Source organism: Alteromonas sp. ALT199 (assembly GCF_018619335.1).
Classification (GTDB): Bacteria; Pseudomonadota; Gammaproteobacteria; order Enterobacterales; family Alteromonadaceae; genus Alteromonas.
On sequence record NZ_JAHHDX010000141.1, the window covers coordinates 1 to 15179 of the forward strand.

Genomic DNA, 15179 nt, shown 5'->3' on the forward strand with positions numbered 1-15179 from the left:
ATCAAAACCTTGAGAAAACAACGAACCTTATGAAACAATTTAACTTCCAGTCAAATGCATGAAAATATAACAACTTTACTATCAGCTAAAACATTTTCATTAAAAATGCATTACTACGCGCATTGAGGCGAAATAACATCCAAAAGAAGCTTTTCCACGGGCAGTAGCTGGGTTAGTGAAGTACAATCTTCGTTATGAATGGAGCGAACTCTATTTATTAGCTTTTCACATGCTTTTTCGTCGTTTTGAACGGTAAATAGTTTCGGGTGAATATAATATTTTCGGCATACTGTGGGGGTATTTCCAAGTTCTGCTGCTACCACCTTGCTTAATGTGCTTTCCCATTTTTTAGTTCTGGAAGTATTAACTTGGTCATAAACACGAGGAAGGTTGGTTAGCGCGAACCGACTAGAGGCCCAGGTTCTAAAGTCTTTGCAACTGAACTGCTCGCTTAACTCTTTGTGAATGAATGCATTAACATCTTCGCTTGTTACGTCGTGCCAATGCTTATCGCTATCCTGATAGCGAAATAAACAATAACCTTGTTGTTGAGCACAATCACCAATTAGTGATGCAAGTTCAGGGTCATTTACCTTCAAGGTTCTTGGCTTACCATGCTTTCCTGTGTAGGAAAGTTCAACGCTATCGTCGCACTGTAATTGCACGTGCTTACGCCGCAAGGTCGTCAAACCGTACGTGTCATTTTCTTTGCTATATTGCGCATTACCTACCCTAGCACCAGTGTAATCCAGCAGCAGGCACACAAGCGCACACGCTTTTTCGAGGGTCCATGAAGGCTGTGAAATCAAAGAAAGACAGTGTTCTCGAAATTTGGGGACAGCAATACCGAAGGCAAGAAGTCGCTCGAATTTTTCAACTTGCTGCTGCTCATGCCATTTAACGTGGTAAATATATTGTTTGCGCCCTTTTTCATCATATCCAACGGCTTGGATACTCGCTTTACTATCGCGGCTAATTAAGGTATTTCTCCAATTAGGGGGAATGACCAAGCTTTTAATGCGTTTGAGTACTCGCTCACCCACCACCTTCTTTCCACTAGCGTAACGATAGTAAAATCGTTTATTTCCGCACGCGATACGCTTTATCGACAAATGGCTATCATCAGAATATACGTTGCAGTAGCCTTTAATCCGTTTCATACATGTCCCTTCTTTTCCCCTTTTGAAGGCTTAACAAACCCTAAAAACCTAGTTATTGGGGCACGTCGTTAAGGTTGCTGTTCATTATTGGCGATGTACCCTATTGGCCTACAAAGTTAAAAGAACTGCAATTGCTGATAGTTAGAACTTACAGTAGAAAGAAGATAATTGATCACATAGTCAAATCGCCATTTCTCATGAGTATGCATCTCGCGTTAGACGACAAGCTTTTTACGCCGTAACGATTTTTCATGTGGTGTGTAAAATTATCACGGTTACATTGTTAGCCTTAACGAGTTAAGGTCTCAAATAATCAATTTGTAACGCTAAAAAACACAGCTTGTCCGCGACTCTAGTTAATTAACGATGTTTAACACTCTAAAATTATCAAGATAAAACAAATAGATAGCGAATAATTTGATTTCAATTAGACTAAAGGACAACCTCGTGAACCATCTACCGGAATACAATTTGAATAGTTATTACCCATAGACATATGCTTGAAGGCTCGGATTTACGACGGTAGCCTTTGAAGCACAGAGTGAAGCGGATTTATTTTGTGGTCCGACTAAGGAGTCGAGGGTTAAATGATGAATAATCAAAGTTCGAATAAAACTGATTCAGGAAGTGGCAAAAGCCGTCAGCATGAAAATTTGAGAGCTAACGTAGTTTCAAATGATGAACTGCAAGTTGCTGCGGTATTTTCTTCAAAGCAAAAAGTGCAAGAAGTATTAGAGATAGTTCAATGTAATACCACTGTCGAGCCATCTCAGGTAGAGGTTATTGAAGCTGGCGACCCTCGGATGAGCGAGAAGCTTGAGCGCAAGAGCGATTCAATAGGTAAAAGTATGTGGTCTTCACACCTTCTCCTTGGTTCTTTGGGGCTTGTTGCGGGCTTACTTGCAGCTTTTATTCTAACCCAGTTTGGCCCAGCTCTTACGCAGCAAAACCCTTTATTTACCTATATTGCGCTTATAAGCCCAGGTTTATTCATTGGATTGTTTATCGCAGGCCTTATCGGTTTACGACCCGATAGAAACGAAATCATTCAAACTGTAAGGCATGCGGCTCGATATGGCAAAGTTGCTTTGGTGATTAATCTTAAGAAATCCCAATCATCTTCAAAAGTGGCTCAGTTACTAAAGCAGCACACAGATAGCGTGGTTGAATCTATTCGATAACAAAATTTATTAGGTGATACGAAACACTTCTTAAATGTAGAATATGATAATGTAACAGAATTGTACTATTAAGCCGCTAAGCCGGACTACCGAAAGGGCAATATACCGATTGTGTATATTGCCCTTTAGTGCTTGATTAACGATAGTAATTTAAAGAAAAACTGGGCACGAACTGTATGGATTTAATATTTTTTGATTTAGATGGGACATTGTTAAATAAGTCTTCAGAAATTTCTTCGTTCACAAAAGAAACATTGGGCTTACTTGGAGAAAAGGACATAGCGTTTACGGTGGCAACAGGACGCACTATGCACTCAGCGCAGTTCGTACTCCAAGGTCAATCTTTTGTTCTACCTCACATCTATAATAACGGTGTAGCCATATGGGACCCAACCGGAAATGCGCTAACGCTGGAAAACTTATTGGCCCCAAGTGAAGTCAATCTTATCATTGACCACGCGGTTAAAAACAATATCACGCCATTTATTAACACGGTTAATTTGGATAGCCCTGACCATGAGCATGTGATCTATCATTCATCCCCCAAGCACCAGGTAGAATTTGATTTAATAGAGAAATACTTTTCACGTACTAAAGCGCGCCTCGCTTCTATTGAGTTTTTACCTGCTAATGCGCACATTACAAATATAAGTATGATTGGCGACGCCGCGCTTGTTTACGAAATGTATAAGCAACTGAATATGAACGATGGATTAATTGCGTATTCGGGGCCTGCGATTGAGGGCGATGAATATCGTTGGATGGACGTGCACCACAACCTAGCAAGTAAAGGTAGCGCTGTTGAGTTATTGCGCAATCAATTGAATGCAAGCAACGTTATTGTGTTCGGAGATAGTGATAATGACTTAAGCATGTTTAAACTTGCCGACGAAGCGTATGCTCCATCAAACGCAAAACCTTACATTAAAGAAGCCGCGACTTCAGTGATTGGACATCATGATGAAGACGGAATCGCTCGCTTTTTAAGAGAGCGATTCTCACTTTAACCGGTTTACTAGCTCAGGTTATAGGAATTAATGGTGGCCTAATATATGTTGAATCATTAGCCGGCTACCATTCAATAGGCTCTCTGTCTTTTAAAAACTTACCGTGAGGGCCCCCCTCTTCCATTGTTGCGAGCCAAATCGCGGTATCTGCACCTTCTTCAGGTGTTTTAGGTGCGTCGCTGCCTCCCATTCGGGTATGTACCCAGCCAGGGGTCATGCTGTTCACCGTAACATCAATCTTTTTGCCGTCAGCGGCTTCATCTACTACAGCAGCCATCTTCACTGTAAGGGCGTTAATAGCTGCCTTTGATACCGCGTAACAGAAAGGCCCTTTCAGTCCTTCGGCAAAGCTACCGTAGCTAGAGCTTACGTTAATAATGCGACCAAAGCCTCGTTCAATCATTTGCGGTAACGTTTGCTGAATAAGTGTCAGTGGAGCATTCACGTTCACCTGCATGGATTTCGCTAAATTCTCGGAGATAACATCTTTCCAGTCGGTGTCGTCTAAAATCCCTGCGTTGTTTATAAGAATATCAATGGGACCATACACAGCTTCGGCACGCACAAACGCATCAACAATAGCCGTTTCGTTATCGAGCGGCATTTCGATAACATGCAAATCCCCTCCGACTATATCTTTCTTTGCTTCAAGGCCAGCGTCTTCATCACGACATCCCATCAACACTTTATAGCCTTTAGACAACATTCCCTTTACTATTTCTAGGCCAATACCTCGGTTACCACCGGTTACTAATACGTTTTTTGTCATGCCAATACACTCCTTGCATTTACGCTTGGGCTTCATTCGCCTCAAAACGATTGGATAAATAAAAACACAGCGGAAAAATTACGCTCCACACTAACGCAAGGAAAATATAAGAGAGCATCATGCTTGCACCTAGCTCGACCGCTCCAAATTTTGCCCCCGCTATATAACTAAGCGGCGCGAATACAGCCCCCGCAATTGCTGCAATAATCATTCGGCCGTTAAAAGCAGTTAAACTGTGATAAACAGTACCCGCAAATGCAGCCCAAAGAAGGCTAAGCCATATGGGAATTGGCCAAAAGCTCACCAACTCCTCTGTCTGGTTGAAAATGAATAGACCACTTAACGAGAGTAAAGCGTCAACCACTGTACCGAGTAGAAAAACTGCACTCATAAGCTTTATGTCTTCAACTCGCTTAGGGGAAATTGCAATCCAAATCAAGAGTAGCCCCAATACGGGAATTACTGCACTATTTTGAAACAGAATGACTAACCACCATATCGCTTGAAACCATGCGAAATTGGCAACTTTGAGTACTACAGTTTTATTCATTTCGAACGCTCATATTTTCTATACAAAAATATACGCTTACCGCCTAGTGATAGTTCAAATCAAAGATCTTAAAAGTAAACGAAAACAAATGTGTGTAAGTATAAACGCATAAGCTATTTGCTTTTTCCAATTACAAAGGATGTGTTAGTCGTGAAAATGGTGAAGTACTACATACTCGGAGCATTGTTGGCGTTATTGCTAACGGTAACCGTACCCGTTCTATTGCTAAAAATTGCATTTGGATGGATTGCTTTTTCGCTTATTGCGGTAAGCAGTGCCTATTTGCTTAACTACCCAAGTTTATTTCGTAAACGCGAAGATGGCTCTATTCCCTTCTATGTTCGTTGGATCTTTGTTCCATTTCTTTTGGGCTCCGGGCTTTACAACGAATATGCACGCAGAACAGACAAGGTTCCTCCACTTCAAAAAATTGAACCCCATCTTTTTCTCGCATGCCGCATGTCTACTCAACACGTAGACCTACTTAACGAAAATAATGTCGATGCCATCCTTGATGTTACAGCAGAGTTTGACGGCCTAGATTGGACAGCGTATCAGGAAGATTATAAGTATCTAAACGTTCCTGTCTTGGACCATACAAGCCCCACCTCGGAGCAACTCGTTCTTGCAATCAACTGGCTTAATCAGCAGATATCTGATAACAAAAATGTAGTTGTTCACTGCGCACTTGGCCGTGGCCGTTCAGTGCTTGTGGTGGCGGCTTACCTTCTAGCTAAAAATCCAAACTTAAGTGTTGATGATGCCTTACGTCAGATTAATCAAATACGCCAAACGGCTAGACTTAATAAACATCAGTTAGCGTCGTTGCAAAAAGTGAGAGATGGCGGGCTGTTGTCTTTACGAAAAGAGCTTACGCTAATTGTTAACCCAGTAGCGGGCGGCGGTAAGTGGAAACAGTATCGAGGCGAAGTACTTTCTAGGCTAAACGAAAAGTTTAAAGTGACGGTAAAAGAGACCACACCGGAAGTAGACGGAAAAGCATTAGCGCAACAGGCCAAAGATGAAAAAGCGGATATTGTCATTGCCTGTGGCGGAGACGGTACGTTAACAGAAGTAGCGTCAGCGTTAATTAATACCGACATCACAATGGGCATTATCCCTTTTGGAACGGCCAATGCGCTTAGCCAAGTACTGCACGGATATATCAGTAAAGTTATGCCTATAAGTACTGCATGCGACATTATTATAAAGGGCGACACCTTAAAAATTGATACCGCAACCTGTAACGATAAAGTCATGTTGTTGGTGGCAGCCGTTGGATTTGAAGAACAAATGATTTCGGCCGCTGACAGAGAAGAAAAAAACGTAGGCGGTCAGTTCGCCTATTTAAAAGGATTGTGGAATGCCATTTCTAATAATGAAAACACGACATTTGAAGTAGCAAAAGATGACAAACCGACTGAAACATTAGAAACACCCAGCTTCGTCATCGCCAATGCCGCACCTATGACAACCGCGTTGGCGCAAGGCGCAGAGCAGCCGGACATTACCGACGGAAAGCTAGATCTTACTTGGTTATTGCCGCAGCCAAGCTCTGACAGGCAGTTTGCATCGCTAGCGGAACTCGTTTTAAGCCCCGCTGAATCAAAAAAGCAATCAGAGTCCATACGCCATGAACGCGCATCACGCATAACATTGTCATTCGATAAGCCTACTGCCTATGCTGTAGATGGTGAAATCTATGAAGGCGATAAAATTATTATAAAAACCGTCCCTAGAAGCCTCACCGTGCTTGCCAACTTAGAAGATAAGGATTAATTGGTACATGGCTCAGAAAAGTAATTTTGAAGAAATTTTTAGCTTCCTTAATGACAAGTTTTCTAATGAAACAGAGTACCTTCAAGCGGTACATGAAGTACTTGAGGATGTTGTTCCAATATACAATGCTAACGAAGACTACAAGACGTTTGATATTGTAAGACGTATTTGTATGCCAGAGCGCATTATCTATTTCACTGTTTCTTGGATGAACAGTGAAGGAGATATTGAAGTAAACCAGGGTTGGAGAGTGCAGCACAATTCAGCAATGGGGCCCTACAAAGGCGGTTTACGGTTTCACCCTACCGTTAACCTCTCGGTGCTAAAGTTCCTAGCTTTCGAACAGTGTTTTAAAAACGCCCTTACTGGGTTGCCCATGGGTGGTGGTAAAGGCGGCTCAGACTTTAACCCTAAAGGCAGAACAGATAGGGATATAATGCTATTTTGCCAAGCATTCATGCGTGAACTTCAGCGGCACATAGGCGCAAACACCGATGTACCTGCTGGTGATATCAATGTAGGTGCTCGCGAGATTGGCTATCTCTATGGTGAATATCGCAGATTAAATAATAAGTTTGAAGGTGTATTAACAGGTAAAGGCTTAGAGTTTGGCGGTAGTTATGTACGCACAGAAGCTACAGGCTTTGGCTTAATCTACTTTTTAGAAGCTGTTTGCCGGCACCGAGATTCAGAAATTGAAGGCCAGACCATAGCAGTATCTGGCGCGGGTAATGTAGCACTGCATGGCGCACTTAAAGCAGTTGAAAAAGGTGGAAAGGTTATTTCCCTTTCTAATAGCCGAGGGCTTTTACATAATGAAGACGGGTTAACTGACATTGCGCTCAAATGGGCAATAGATAATCACGCAACACGTAACAATATTCTTGCTGACATGGCTGAACAAAACATGGGCAAATGGGTGTTAGATAAAAAACCATGGCATTTAAAGTGCGATATCGCCCTACCTTGCGCAACTCAGAATGAACTGCTTGAAGAGGACGCAAAAGCATTACTGGATAATGGCTGCCAAATGGTTTTAGAGGGCGCGAACATGCCGTGTACGAATGAAGCACAAGCCCTGTTCTTAAACGCCAAGATAGTTTATGTACCGGGCAAGGCGTCTAACGCCGGTGGCGTTGCGCTGTCAGGCTTAGAAATGGGCCAAAACGCTATGTTTAACCAACGAAACGCAAGCGCGCTCGATGAGCAACTGTATTCTATTATGGAAAGTGTTCACCAACGCTGTGTTGAAGAAGGACAAAACAACGGTGATGGAAGCAGTTACATTGACTACATGAAAGGGGCGAACATTGCTGCGTTTAGACGACTTGCTGACGCTATGCTTGCGCAAGGCGTATAATCCCATTTCTTTTTTCAAATTGTCGATAAGTTTACGGTAAAGCCGCTGTGAATTTATCGGCAACCTCAGTGTAAATTCTGCTCTCCACCTCTGACGAAACTGGTATTCCCTGTATCGGAAAGACCAATAAAACAAACAAATTCATACAGTTATATACATAAGATTCATGGAATAAAAATAGCATTACTAGAAGTGTCATTCACTTTTAAATTTGCAAAAGGAACTTTCCATGAAAATTTTTGAAGCACTACGTCAAGACCACGAAAAACAACGTTTATTGCTGAAGATTCTGGCAGAGACCAGCGGAAACACTGCGGCACGCCGTGAGTATTTCGATGAGTTAAAAACCCAACTTGAAAGCCATGCGGTAGCAGAAGAGCGACATTTTTATTCGCATTTATTGGAGAAGGACGCCACCGTAGATTTAACGCGCCATGGTATTGCCGAGCACCACGAAATTGATGAACTCCTGGCAAAACTTGATGATACTGATATGAGTTCACCTGCTTGGCTACGTCACTTAAAAAACTTACAGGAAAAGGTAGAGCATCATCTCGCCGATGAAGAACAAGAATTCTTCCAGTTAGCTGGCAGTGTGTTGAATGATCGCCAGAAAACGAAACTTGCCGATGAATATAAAAAAGAAATGAAACAAGAGCTAGATGAGGAAAAACTTACGGCTTAGTTAGGATAACTGAAGCGCTATTAAGCGCTTCGTTTTTTATTGGCGTTACATTAAAAAGCCAGCTTAAAAGCTGGCTTTTGTTTGTTTTCGTTACTGCTTCACAACACTCAATGCACTGTTAATCGGGCAGTATAGCGAGTGACATCACCTACTTTTTGGCAATGATATAAATTGCGTGGATAACACCTGGGAAGTAACCCAGAATAGTTAGCAAAATATTGATCCAAAAGTGTGCGCCTAGGCCGACCTGCAAAAATACGCCTAGTGGTGGAAGTAAAATTGATAAAAGTATACGAATGATGTCCATAATAAATTCCTTGTTTTTGAAGTAATTTCACAACTCAGTAGGCAAAATACTCACACATGGTGATAAATTTAGGCCTATAGAGCGTTTTTACACGTCTCGTTGTTATTTTTTGCATTAACAATGCCAAGTCGCATTAACAACGCCAAGTCGCATGACAATGCTAAGTGGCAGGAACGAAGATAAGTCACGTTGACATATGTACATACCCAGCAACAAAGCATTGCGTATACTTAGAAAATAAACTTTTCCTTATAATAAAGCTATTCACCGAAAGACGAATTTTGCAACCAATCTTCAAGGTCTGAACGTTTTAGAGGTCGACTTATGTAATAACCCTGCGCAATGTCACAGCCCCACTCTTTCAAAATCTCAAGCGACGCAACATCCTCAACGCCTTCTGCAACGACTTTCAGATTAAATACACTGGCTAAACTAAGAACAGTATGAACAATTTGTTGATCGTTTTCATCGCTAGCGAGGGAAAGAATAAAACTCTTGTCTATTTTAATTGTTTTAACAGGTAAGTTTTTTAAGTACGCTAATGAGGAGTAACCGGTACCAAAATCATCAATCGCAAAGTGAAAGCCTCGCGCCGTTAACTCGTTTAGATTTTCTATAGCGAGTGAGGCGTCTGCAACTAAGTCACTTTCTGTTATCTCAAGTTCTAAGGCTTCTGGCGATAAGCCTTCACGTGTGAGCAATGCTACAAGACTGCTAAGCAACACTTTGTTTTGTATGTCTTGAGTAGAAAGGTTCATAGCGACAGAAAATCCATACCCTTTGGCCCTAAAATAAGCTAAATCGGCAATGGTTTGCTGCATCACCCAGGTTGTCACCTGTTCAATCAGACCAGCTTGCTCAGCGATGGTAATAAATTCATCTGGTGGAACAAAACCAAGCTCGCTATTATTCCAACGAATTAACGCTTCCATGCTACAAACTTTCATGGTTTTTAAATCGACTTTGGGCTGATAAACCATAGATAGTTCATTTTGCTGAATAGCTAGAGCGCGTTTTAATTCGGTCGTTATTGCTAATCTTCGGTTGTACCTATCTTCTAAGTCTCTGCGATAACGAACGCACCAATTATCACTGTGAATAGCCTCATCGGTAACAATATTCATTTTCCTAAAGAGCTCCTCTGAAGAAGATGCATCTTCAGGACACTCGATTATTGCCATAGCAACTTTTATAGGAATGGCAATTAAGTTACTTTCAACCGGTTGCTCTAAAATATGCTTGAGTGTTTCTAGCTGATCATCATTAAGGGAGTCATGTGAAATATACAATATTTCTCCGCCAGCAAGGCGAGCTGACGTTCCAGGCCAGCGCTGTAAGCGCTCAGCTAGCGCTTTAAGCGTATTATCTCCATTTGAGTACCCATAAAGGTCGTTAATAGTTCTAAACCCAATAACGGTGATAGCGACTACCTGAACGGCACGCCCTTCCTTTAGCTCCGACTCAAAAAAGCCTTCAACATAGTTGCGATTGAAAAGGCCAGTTAGCACATCATGCTCAGCTTGATAGCGTATGTGTTTTTCACGGCTCTTGATACTTGCTTGCATACTATCAACCGCGTTGGCAAGTTCTGTAATCTCTCTAAGCTTTGATGGCGCTTCAAGCGTAGCACCATAAGAACCAGACGCCACCTTGTTTACAGCTTTAACCAACTTTGAGACGGGCTCGCTCACATTTCTTGCTAGCAGCAAAGAAAGTCCCAAAGCTACGAGTATTGCGATTATGCAAAATGCCAATATGGTTAGTTGAATGCGGGTGAAAGCACTGAAAGAAGAGGTTGTATCTACTGCCAGCGTAATAGCCATAGGCAGATTTTCCTTTTCACCTATGGTTACTTGTCGAGCGAAATAAGTTAAATCATCTCTAAAGGTGACGTCAACCCAAGATGGGTCTTGCTTAGCGGAGATGACTCGTAGTGCATCGTCAGCATTTAGTGTTGACGTTATTATCTCGCTTGAATCTACATCGGAGATGATAATCTCAGCATCGACGAGTTGCTTCAGCTCTTCAAGTAACTTTCTATCAAATCCAACGCCGATAAGCATGTAATATCTTAGCGTAGGGATCTCTACTTTAATTAAATTAAGTTGGATTAATTTACTGTTAACAACGAAAAAGCCACTATCTTGCCCCTTAGCCACTAGAGACAAGCTACTCTCAACATTATTGCCCACTTCAAATAAATCGGTGTTTGTGGCTACTACTTTATGATCTAAGGTTACTAAGGCGATAATATCAGTATTAAGGCGCTCTGCGTAGCTTGTAAATGCAGCTTCTATAGACGGAATATTCTCTGTTCCAACAGCGCGTCTGAAGTCGAACGAACGAGATAGTACTTTTGACACATTGCGAATAACAGCTTGCCTATCGGCAACAACCTTATCAAAAACTTTTTCAGCCAAAAGGATATCGTGATCAATATTTTGGACGACTAGTGTATTGGCAGAACGCCAAACTGCTCCAACTATCAGAAGTGATGCTATTACAATACCTAGTAACAAAGTTTGAAATAAACTCTGACTCAGTGTTTTTTGCACTTTAGTGCCCCGTTAACATTGTTGTAATTTTTATGTATTTGAGAGTAGATGAACGATTCAAGAATAGCCCAATAACAAAGATAGGAACAGGCATAACATCCTGTAAATTTTAGTTTTTAACGCTTTGTTACAAATTCATAAGTTCTAATATAAACTTATCTGAGGCGAGCCTCATGTTTTTTTAAAGTTCAGAAAGCAAAAAGGCCAGCAAAATGCTGGCCTTTTAAATAGTAATTGGTGCGGAAAGCGGGACTTGAACCCGCACGAGCTATGCTCACCACCCCCTCAAGATGGCGTGTCTACCAATTCCACCACTTCCGCGAAAATATTTTAGTTAGAACCTTCTGCGTCGTCAGCCGCTGGAACATCGTTCACAGCATCTTCAACTACAGGTACATCGTTCTGTATTGCATCTTCAACTACTGGAACATCTTGATCGGCAGGCAATTCAACTTGCTCTTCCACAGATGCTGGAATCTCTAGGTTATTCCACTCGTCTTCAGCACTTTCGCGGTTCGAAGTCATCGCGCCTAAAGAGAGGCTGATGAAAAAAAACAAACCCGCTAAAATTGCAGTGGTACGTGTCATAAAGTTACCAGAACCTGATGAACCGAATACTGTGTTTGAACCACCTGAGCCAAATGAAGCGCCCATATCTGCACCCTTACCCTGTTGGATTAATACAAACCCAATAAGTAATAGCGCCACAATTAGGTATGCTACTAATAGCACTTCGTAAATCATAAATACCTCGTCAGTTTGCCGCTTGGCAAATTGAAATAAAATCGTCAGCCTTTAAACTGGCTCCGCCAATCAAACCGCCATCCACATCTTTCTGAGCAAATAGGGTTTCGGCATTATCTGGCTTAACGCTACCACCGTATAAAATACGTAGGCCTTCAGCCAATTGTGCGTCTACTTTATTAAAGTAACCGCGAATAAATTCGTGTACTTCTTGTGCTTGTTCCGGGCTGGCTGTTTTACCAGTACCAATGGCCCAAATCGGCTCATATGCAATAACAGTGTTGCTGAGTTCGTCAATTGACATGGCGCTAACTAGTGCATCTAGTTGCTCTCCAACATATGCTTCAACGTTACCAGCTTCCCTTACATCTAGTGGCTCACCCACACAAATGATAGGTACAACACCTGATGCAACACACTGCTTTGCTTTTAAAGCAACAAGTTCGCTTGACTCGCCTTGGTCTTCTCTTCGTTCTGAATGCCCAACAATTGCGTAGCCACAACCCGCTTCTTTCAACATTTGAACTGACAACTCACCAGTGTGAGCGCCATTTTCTAGATGACTTACGTTTTGAGCACCGATGGCAAATGAGCGAGTTTCAAATGCATGTAAAAGAAGCGAAGGTGCACAAATTACGATTTGCGATTCAGCTTTTACATCAGCGAATTTTTGATTAAATTCAGCAACTAATGCTAAATTTCCGTTCATTTTCCAATTGCCAGCCACGAATGGCTTTCTTAGATTTTTACTCACAACGTAGACCTTAGCCCTGTCTTCAAAGCGGGCGTGATATTAACTATTTAATTGAAAAGATACAAGCACAAAAAGCAAAATTTCCAGCTACGCCAACTAATTGGCGAGATTACGAACAGTTTCAGCAATATGCTCTGCCCATTTGTGAGATTGGCTTTCATCATTCGATTCTACCATCACACGAATAAGAGGCTCTGTACCACTTTTACGTAGAAGCACCCTACCCATTTTTCCTAAAGCAGACTCGGCTTCTTTTTTAGCATTTTGCACATCAGCGTGAGCAAGATAATCCACATCTTGATTGGCATATCGCACATTAACCAAAGTTTGCGGATACATATCAAAACCGCTTGCTAAATCGTGCAAGTCCATATCAGAACGCAGCATCGCTGCAATTACTTGGAGCCCAGCTACAATTCCGTCGCCGGTAGAACTCATATTAAGATTAAGTACGTGGCCTGAATTTTCACCGCCTATAGACCAACCTTTTTGCTGTAATAGTTCCATTACATAACGGTCGCCTACATTACTTCTGGCAAATGGCACACCTAATTTAGAAAGTGCGTTTTCAAGGCCAAGGTTGCTCATTAATGTGCCAACCACACCGCCCTGCATTTTGCCATTTTTAAGTGCATCCCTGGCAATAATGTAAACAATTTGGTCACCGTCTAGTACGTTACCAAGATGGTCTACCATCATGATGCGATCGCCATCACCATCTAATGCAAAACCAAGGTCAGCGCCCGTCTCTTTTACTTTTTCAACAATCGCGTTCATTGACGTTGCACCAACACCATCGTTGATATTCAAACCATTTGGGGCTGTACCAAGTTCAATAACTGTCGCACCTAACTCACGAAGTACGTTCGGAGCAATGTGGTAAGTTGCGCCGTGAGCGCAATCTACAACTATTTTAAGACCAGTCAGCGATAGCTCAGATGGGAATGTGCCTTTACAAAATTCGATGTAACGACCAGCGGCGTCGTTAATTCTCGTCGCCTTACCAAGTTTGTCTGACGCTACACACGTCATTGGACGCTCAAGCATATCCTCGATAGCTAACTCTATATCATCATCAAGCTTAAAGCCTTGCGCTGAAAAGAACTTAATACCGTTATCATAGAAAGGGTTGTGGGAAGCACTAATTACAATGCCTGCTTCGGAGCGAAACGTTTTTGTTAAGTAGGCAATTGCAGGCGTAGGCATAGGGCCGAGTAAGCCAATATCGATACCTGCCGCCGATAAACCAGCTTCTAAAGAAGATTCCAACATATAGCCAGAAATGCGCGTGTCTTTACCGATAAGTACTTTATTCGTACCGCGGCCCGCCAGTACTTTCCCTGCTGCCCAACCTAATTTAATCACAAATTCTGGGTTAATATTGCTTTCGCCTACCTTCCCACGTATTCCGTCGGTGCCGAAATATTTGCGCTGCGTCATTATTATTCCTTATTTTATCGTATTCAGCATTTTCACGATATTGACAGCATCCGCTGTTTCTTTTACGTCGTGAACGCGAATTATATGTGCGCCCATTTGAGCAACAATTGTAGCGAGGCTTAGGCTTCCCGCCAAGCGCTCTTCCACTTTTCTATTAAGCAAATTGCCAATCATAGATTTACGTGACATACCTACCAATACTGGGTACCCCAATGACATAAGCGTTGGCAGATGTTTAACTAACGCATAATTATGTGCTAGTGACTTACCGAAGCCATAGCCAGGGTCAAACAGTATTTTATCTCTTGAAATGCCCGCCTCTTCACACACGCTAGCACGTTCAATTAAAAACTTGCTCACGTCATTGACTACGTCGCTATACTCGGGGTTGTCTTGCATAGTACGAGGCTGCCCTTGCATATGCATTAGGCACACGGGTACTTCGGCGTCTGCGGCAGCTTGTAATGCTCCAGGCTCTTGTAAAGCACGTACATCGTTAATTAACCCAGCCCCCGATTGAACCGCTTGGCGCATAACCTCTGCTTTGCTTGTATCAATGGAAACAACACATTCGCTGTTTTTTGTTACCGCCTCGATAACTGGTATTGTGCGATCCAGCTCTTCTTGTAGCGAGACATTAGGCGCTCCAGGTCGCGTTGATTCGCCACCAATATCAATGAAAGTTGCGCCTTCATCAATCATGCGAAGCGCATGGTCAAGAGCTTGATTTACACTGGCGTGTTTGCCGCCGTCAGAGAATGAATCAGGCGTAACATTTAAGATGCCCATCACGTGTGGTTGTGACAGATCAATAAAGTACTTTCCAAACTGCATGAATTACCTGCATTGTGTTTTTTAGAAGTAATATTAAATTATTAGAAATAATAT

Annotated in this window: 14 protein-coding genes and 1 tRNA gene; 5 read left to right on the top strand and 10 right to left on the bottom strand. The window is 42.2% G+C overall.

The annotated features are described in order from the left end of the window. Positions 1 to 113: 113 nt before the first annotated feature. Positions 114 to 1160 (bottom strand): DNA topoisomerase IB, encoded by a 1047-nt coding sequence (locus KL866_RS15295; RefSeq protein WP_214995808.1) that lies wholly within the window; start codon positions 1158 to 1160, stop codon positions 114 to 116. Between the two features lie 587 nt (positions 1161 to 1747). Between KL866_RS15295 and KL866_RS15300 the strand changes: the two genes are divergently transcribed. Next, the gene (locus KL866_RS15300) at positions 1748 to 2341 is read left to right on the top strand and encodes a hypothetical protein (protein ID WP_251140095.1); all 594 of its coding nucleotides are present in this window, start codon (positions 1748 to 1750) and stop codon (positions 2339 to 2341) included. Between the two features lie 176 nt (positions 2342 to 2517). Further along, complete coding sequence (locus tag KL866_RS15305; protein WP_214995809.1) at positions 2518 to 3348, top strand: HAD family hydrolase; 831 nt, start codon at positions 2518 to 2520, stop codon at positions 3346 to 3348. Positions 3349 to 3412: 64 nt separating this feature from the next. Here KL866_RS15305 and KL866_RS15310 read toward each other — a convergent pair whose 3' ends face one another. Then, positions 3413 to 4117 (bottom strand): SDR family NAD(P)-dependent oxidoreductase, encoded by a 705-nt coding sequence (locus tag KL866_RS15310; protein WP_025255133.1) that lies wholly within the window; start codon positions 4115 to 4117, stop codon positions 3413 to 3415. A gap of 19 nt (positions 4118 to 4136) precedes the next feature. Next, the gene (locus KL866_RS15315) at positions 4137 to 4667 is read right to left on the bottom strand and encodes a DUF2878 domain-containing protein (RefSeq protein WP_025255132.1); all 531 of its coding nucleotides are present in this window, start codon (positions 4665 to 4667) and stop codon (positions 4137 to 4139) included. A gap of 150 nt (positions 4668 to 4817) precedes the next feature. On the opposite strand from KL866_RS15315, the gene KL866_RS15320 reads away from it, so the two are divergent. The 3 genes from KL866_RS15320 to KL866_RS15330 all read left to right on the top strand — a co-directional run bounded on the left by KL866_RS15320 (position 4818) and on the right by KL866_RS15330 (position 8491). Continuing rightward, positions 4818 to 6446, top strand: coding sequence for a diacylglycerol kinase family protein (locus KL866_RS15320; RefSeq protein WP_214995810.1), 1629 nt, complete (start codon positions 4818 to 4820; stop codon positions 6444 to 6446). A gap of 7 nt (positions 6447 to 6453) precedes the next feature. Continuing rightward, positions 6454 to 7806 carry an NADP-specific glutamate dehydrogenase gene (gdhA, locus tag KL866_RS15325; RefSeq protein WP_025255130.1) on the top strand — a complete coding sequence of 451 codons (1353 nt, stop codon included), beginning with the start codon at positions 6454 to 6456 and terminating at the stop codon, positions 7804 to 7806. Between the two features lie 229 nt (positions 7807 to 8035). Continuing rightward, positions 8036 to 8491 carry a hemerythrin domain-containing protein gene (locus tag KL866_RS15330; protein WP_025255129.1) on the top strand — a complete coding sequence of 152 codons (456 nt, stop codon included), beginning with the start codon at positions 8036 to 8038 and terminating at the stop codon, positions 8489 to 8491. A 148-nt stretch (positions 8492 to 8639) separates the two neighbouring features. Here KL866_RS15330 and KL866_RS15335 read toward each other — a convergent pair whose 3' ends face one another. From KL866_RS15335 to folP, 7 genes are all read right to left on the bottom strand, one after another. Continuing rightward, the gene (locus KL866_RS15335) at positions 8640 to 8798 is read right to left on the bottom strand and encodes a YqaE/Pmp3 family membrane protein (protein WP_015067141.1); all 159 of its coding nucleotides are present in this window, start codon (positions 8796 to 8798) and stop codon (positions 8640 to 8642) included. 260 nt (positions 8799 to 9058) lie between these two features. Next, entirely contained in the window at positions 9059 to 11353 is a 2295-nt protein-coding gene (locus KL866_RS15340; protein WP_025255128.1) for a GGDEF domain-containing protein, read from the bottom strand. Positions 11354 to 11588: 235 nt separating this feature from the next. Further along, positions 11589 to 11674, bottom strand: a tRNA-Leu gene (locus KL866_RS15345). A gap of 9 nt (positions 11675 to 11683) precedes the next feature. Continuing rightward, the gene (gene secG / locus KL866_RS15350; protein WP_025255127.1) at positions 11684 to 12097 is read right to left on the bottom strand and encodes a preprotein translocase subunit SecG; all 414 of its coding nucleotides are present in this window, start codon (positions 12095 to 12097) and stop codon (positions 11684 to 11686) included. Positions 12098 to 12107: 10 nt separating this feature from the next. After that, entirely contained in the window at positions 12108 to 12851 is a 744-nt protein-coding gene (gene tpiA, locus KL866_RS15355; protein ID WP_025255126.1) for a triose-phosphate isomerase, read from the bottom strand. Between the two features lie 96 nt (positions 12852 to 12947). Continuing rightward, positions 12948 to 14291 (bottom strand): phosphoglucosamine mutase, encoded by a 1344-nt coding sequence (gene glmM / locus KL866_RS15360; RefSeq protein WP_025255125.1) that lies wholly within the window; start codon positions 14289 to 14291, stop codon positions 12948 to 12950. 9 nt (positions 14292 to 14300) lie between these two features. Beyond that, positions 14301 to 15125 carry a dihydropteroate synthase gene (gene folP, locus KL866_RS15365; protein WP_214995811.1) on the bottom strand — a complete coding sequence of 275 codons (825 nt, stop codon included), beginning with the start codon at positions 15123 to 15125 and terminating at the stop codon, positions 14301 to 14303. Positions 15126 to 15179 lie beyond the last annotated feature (54 nt).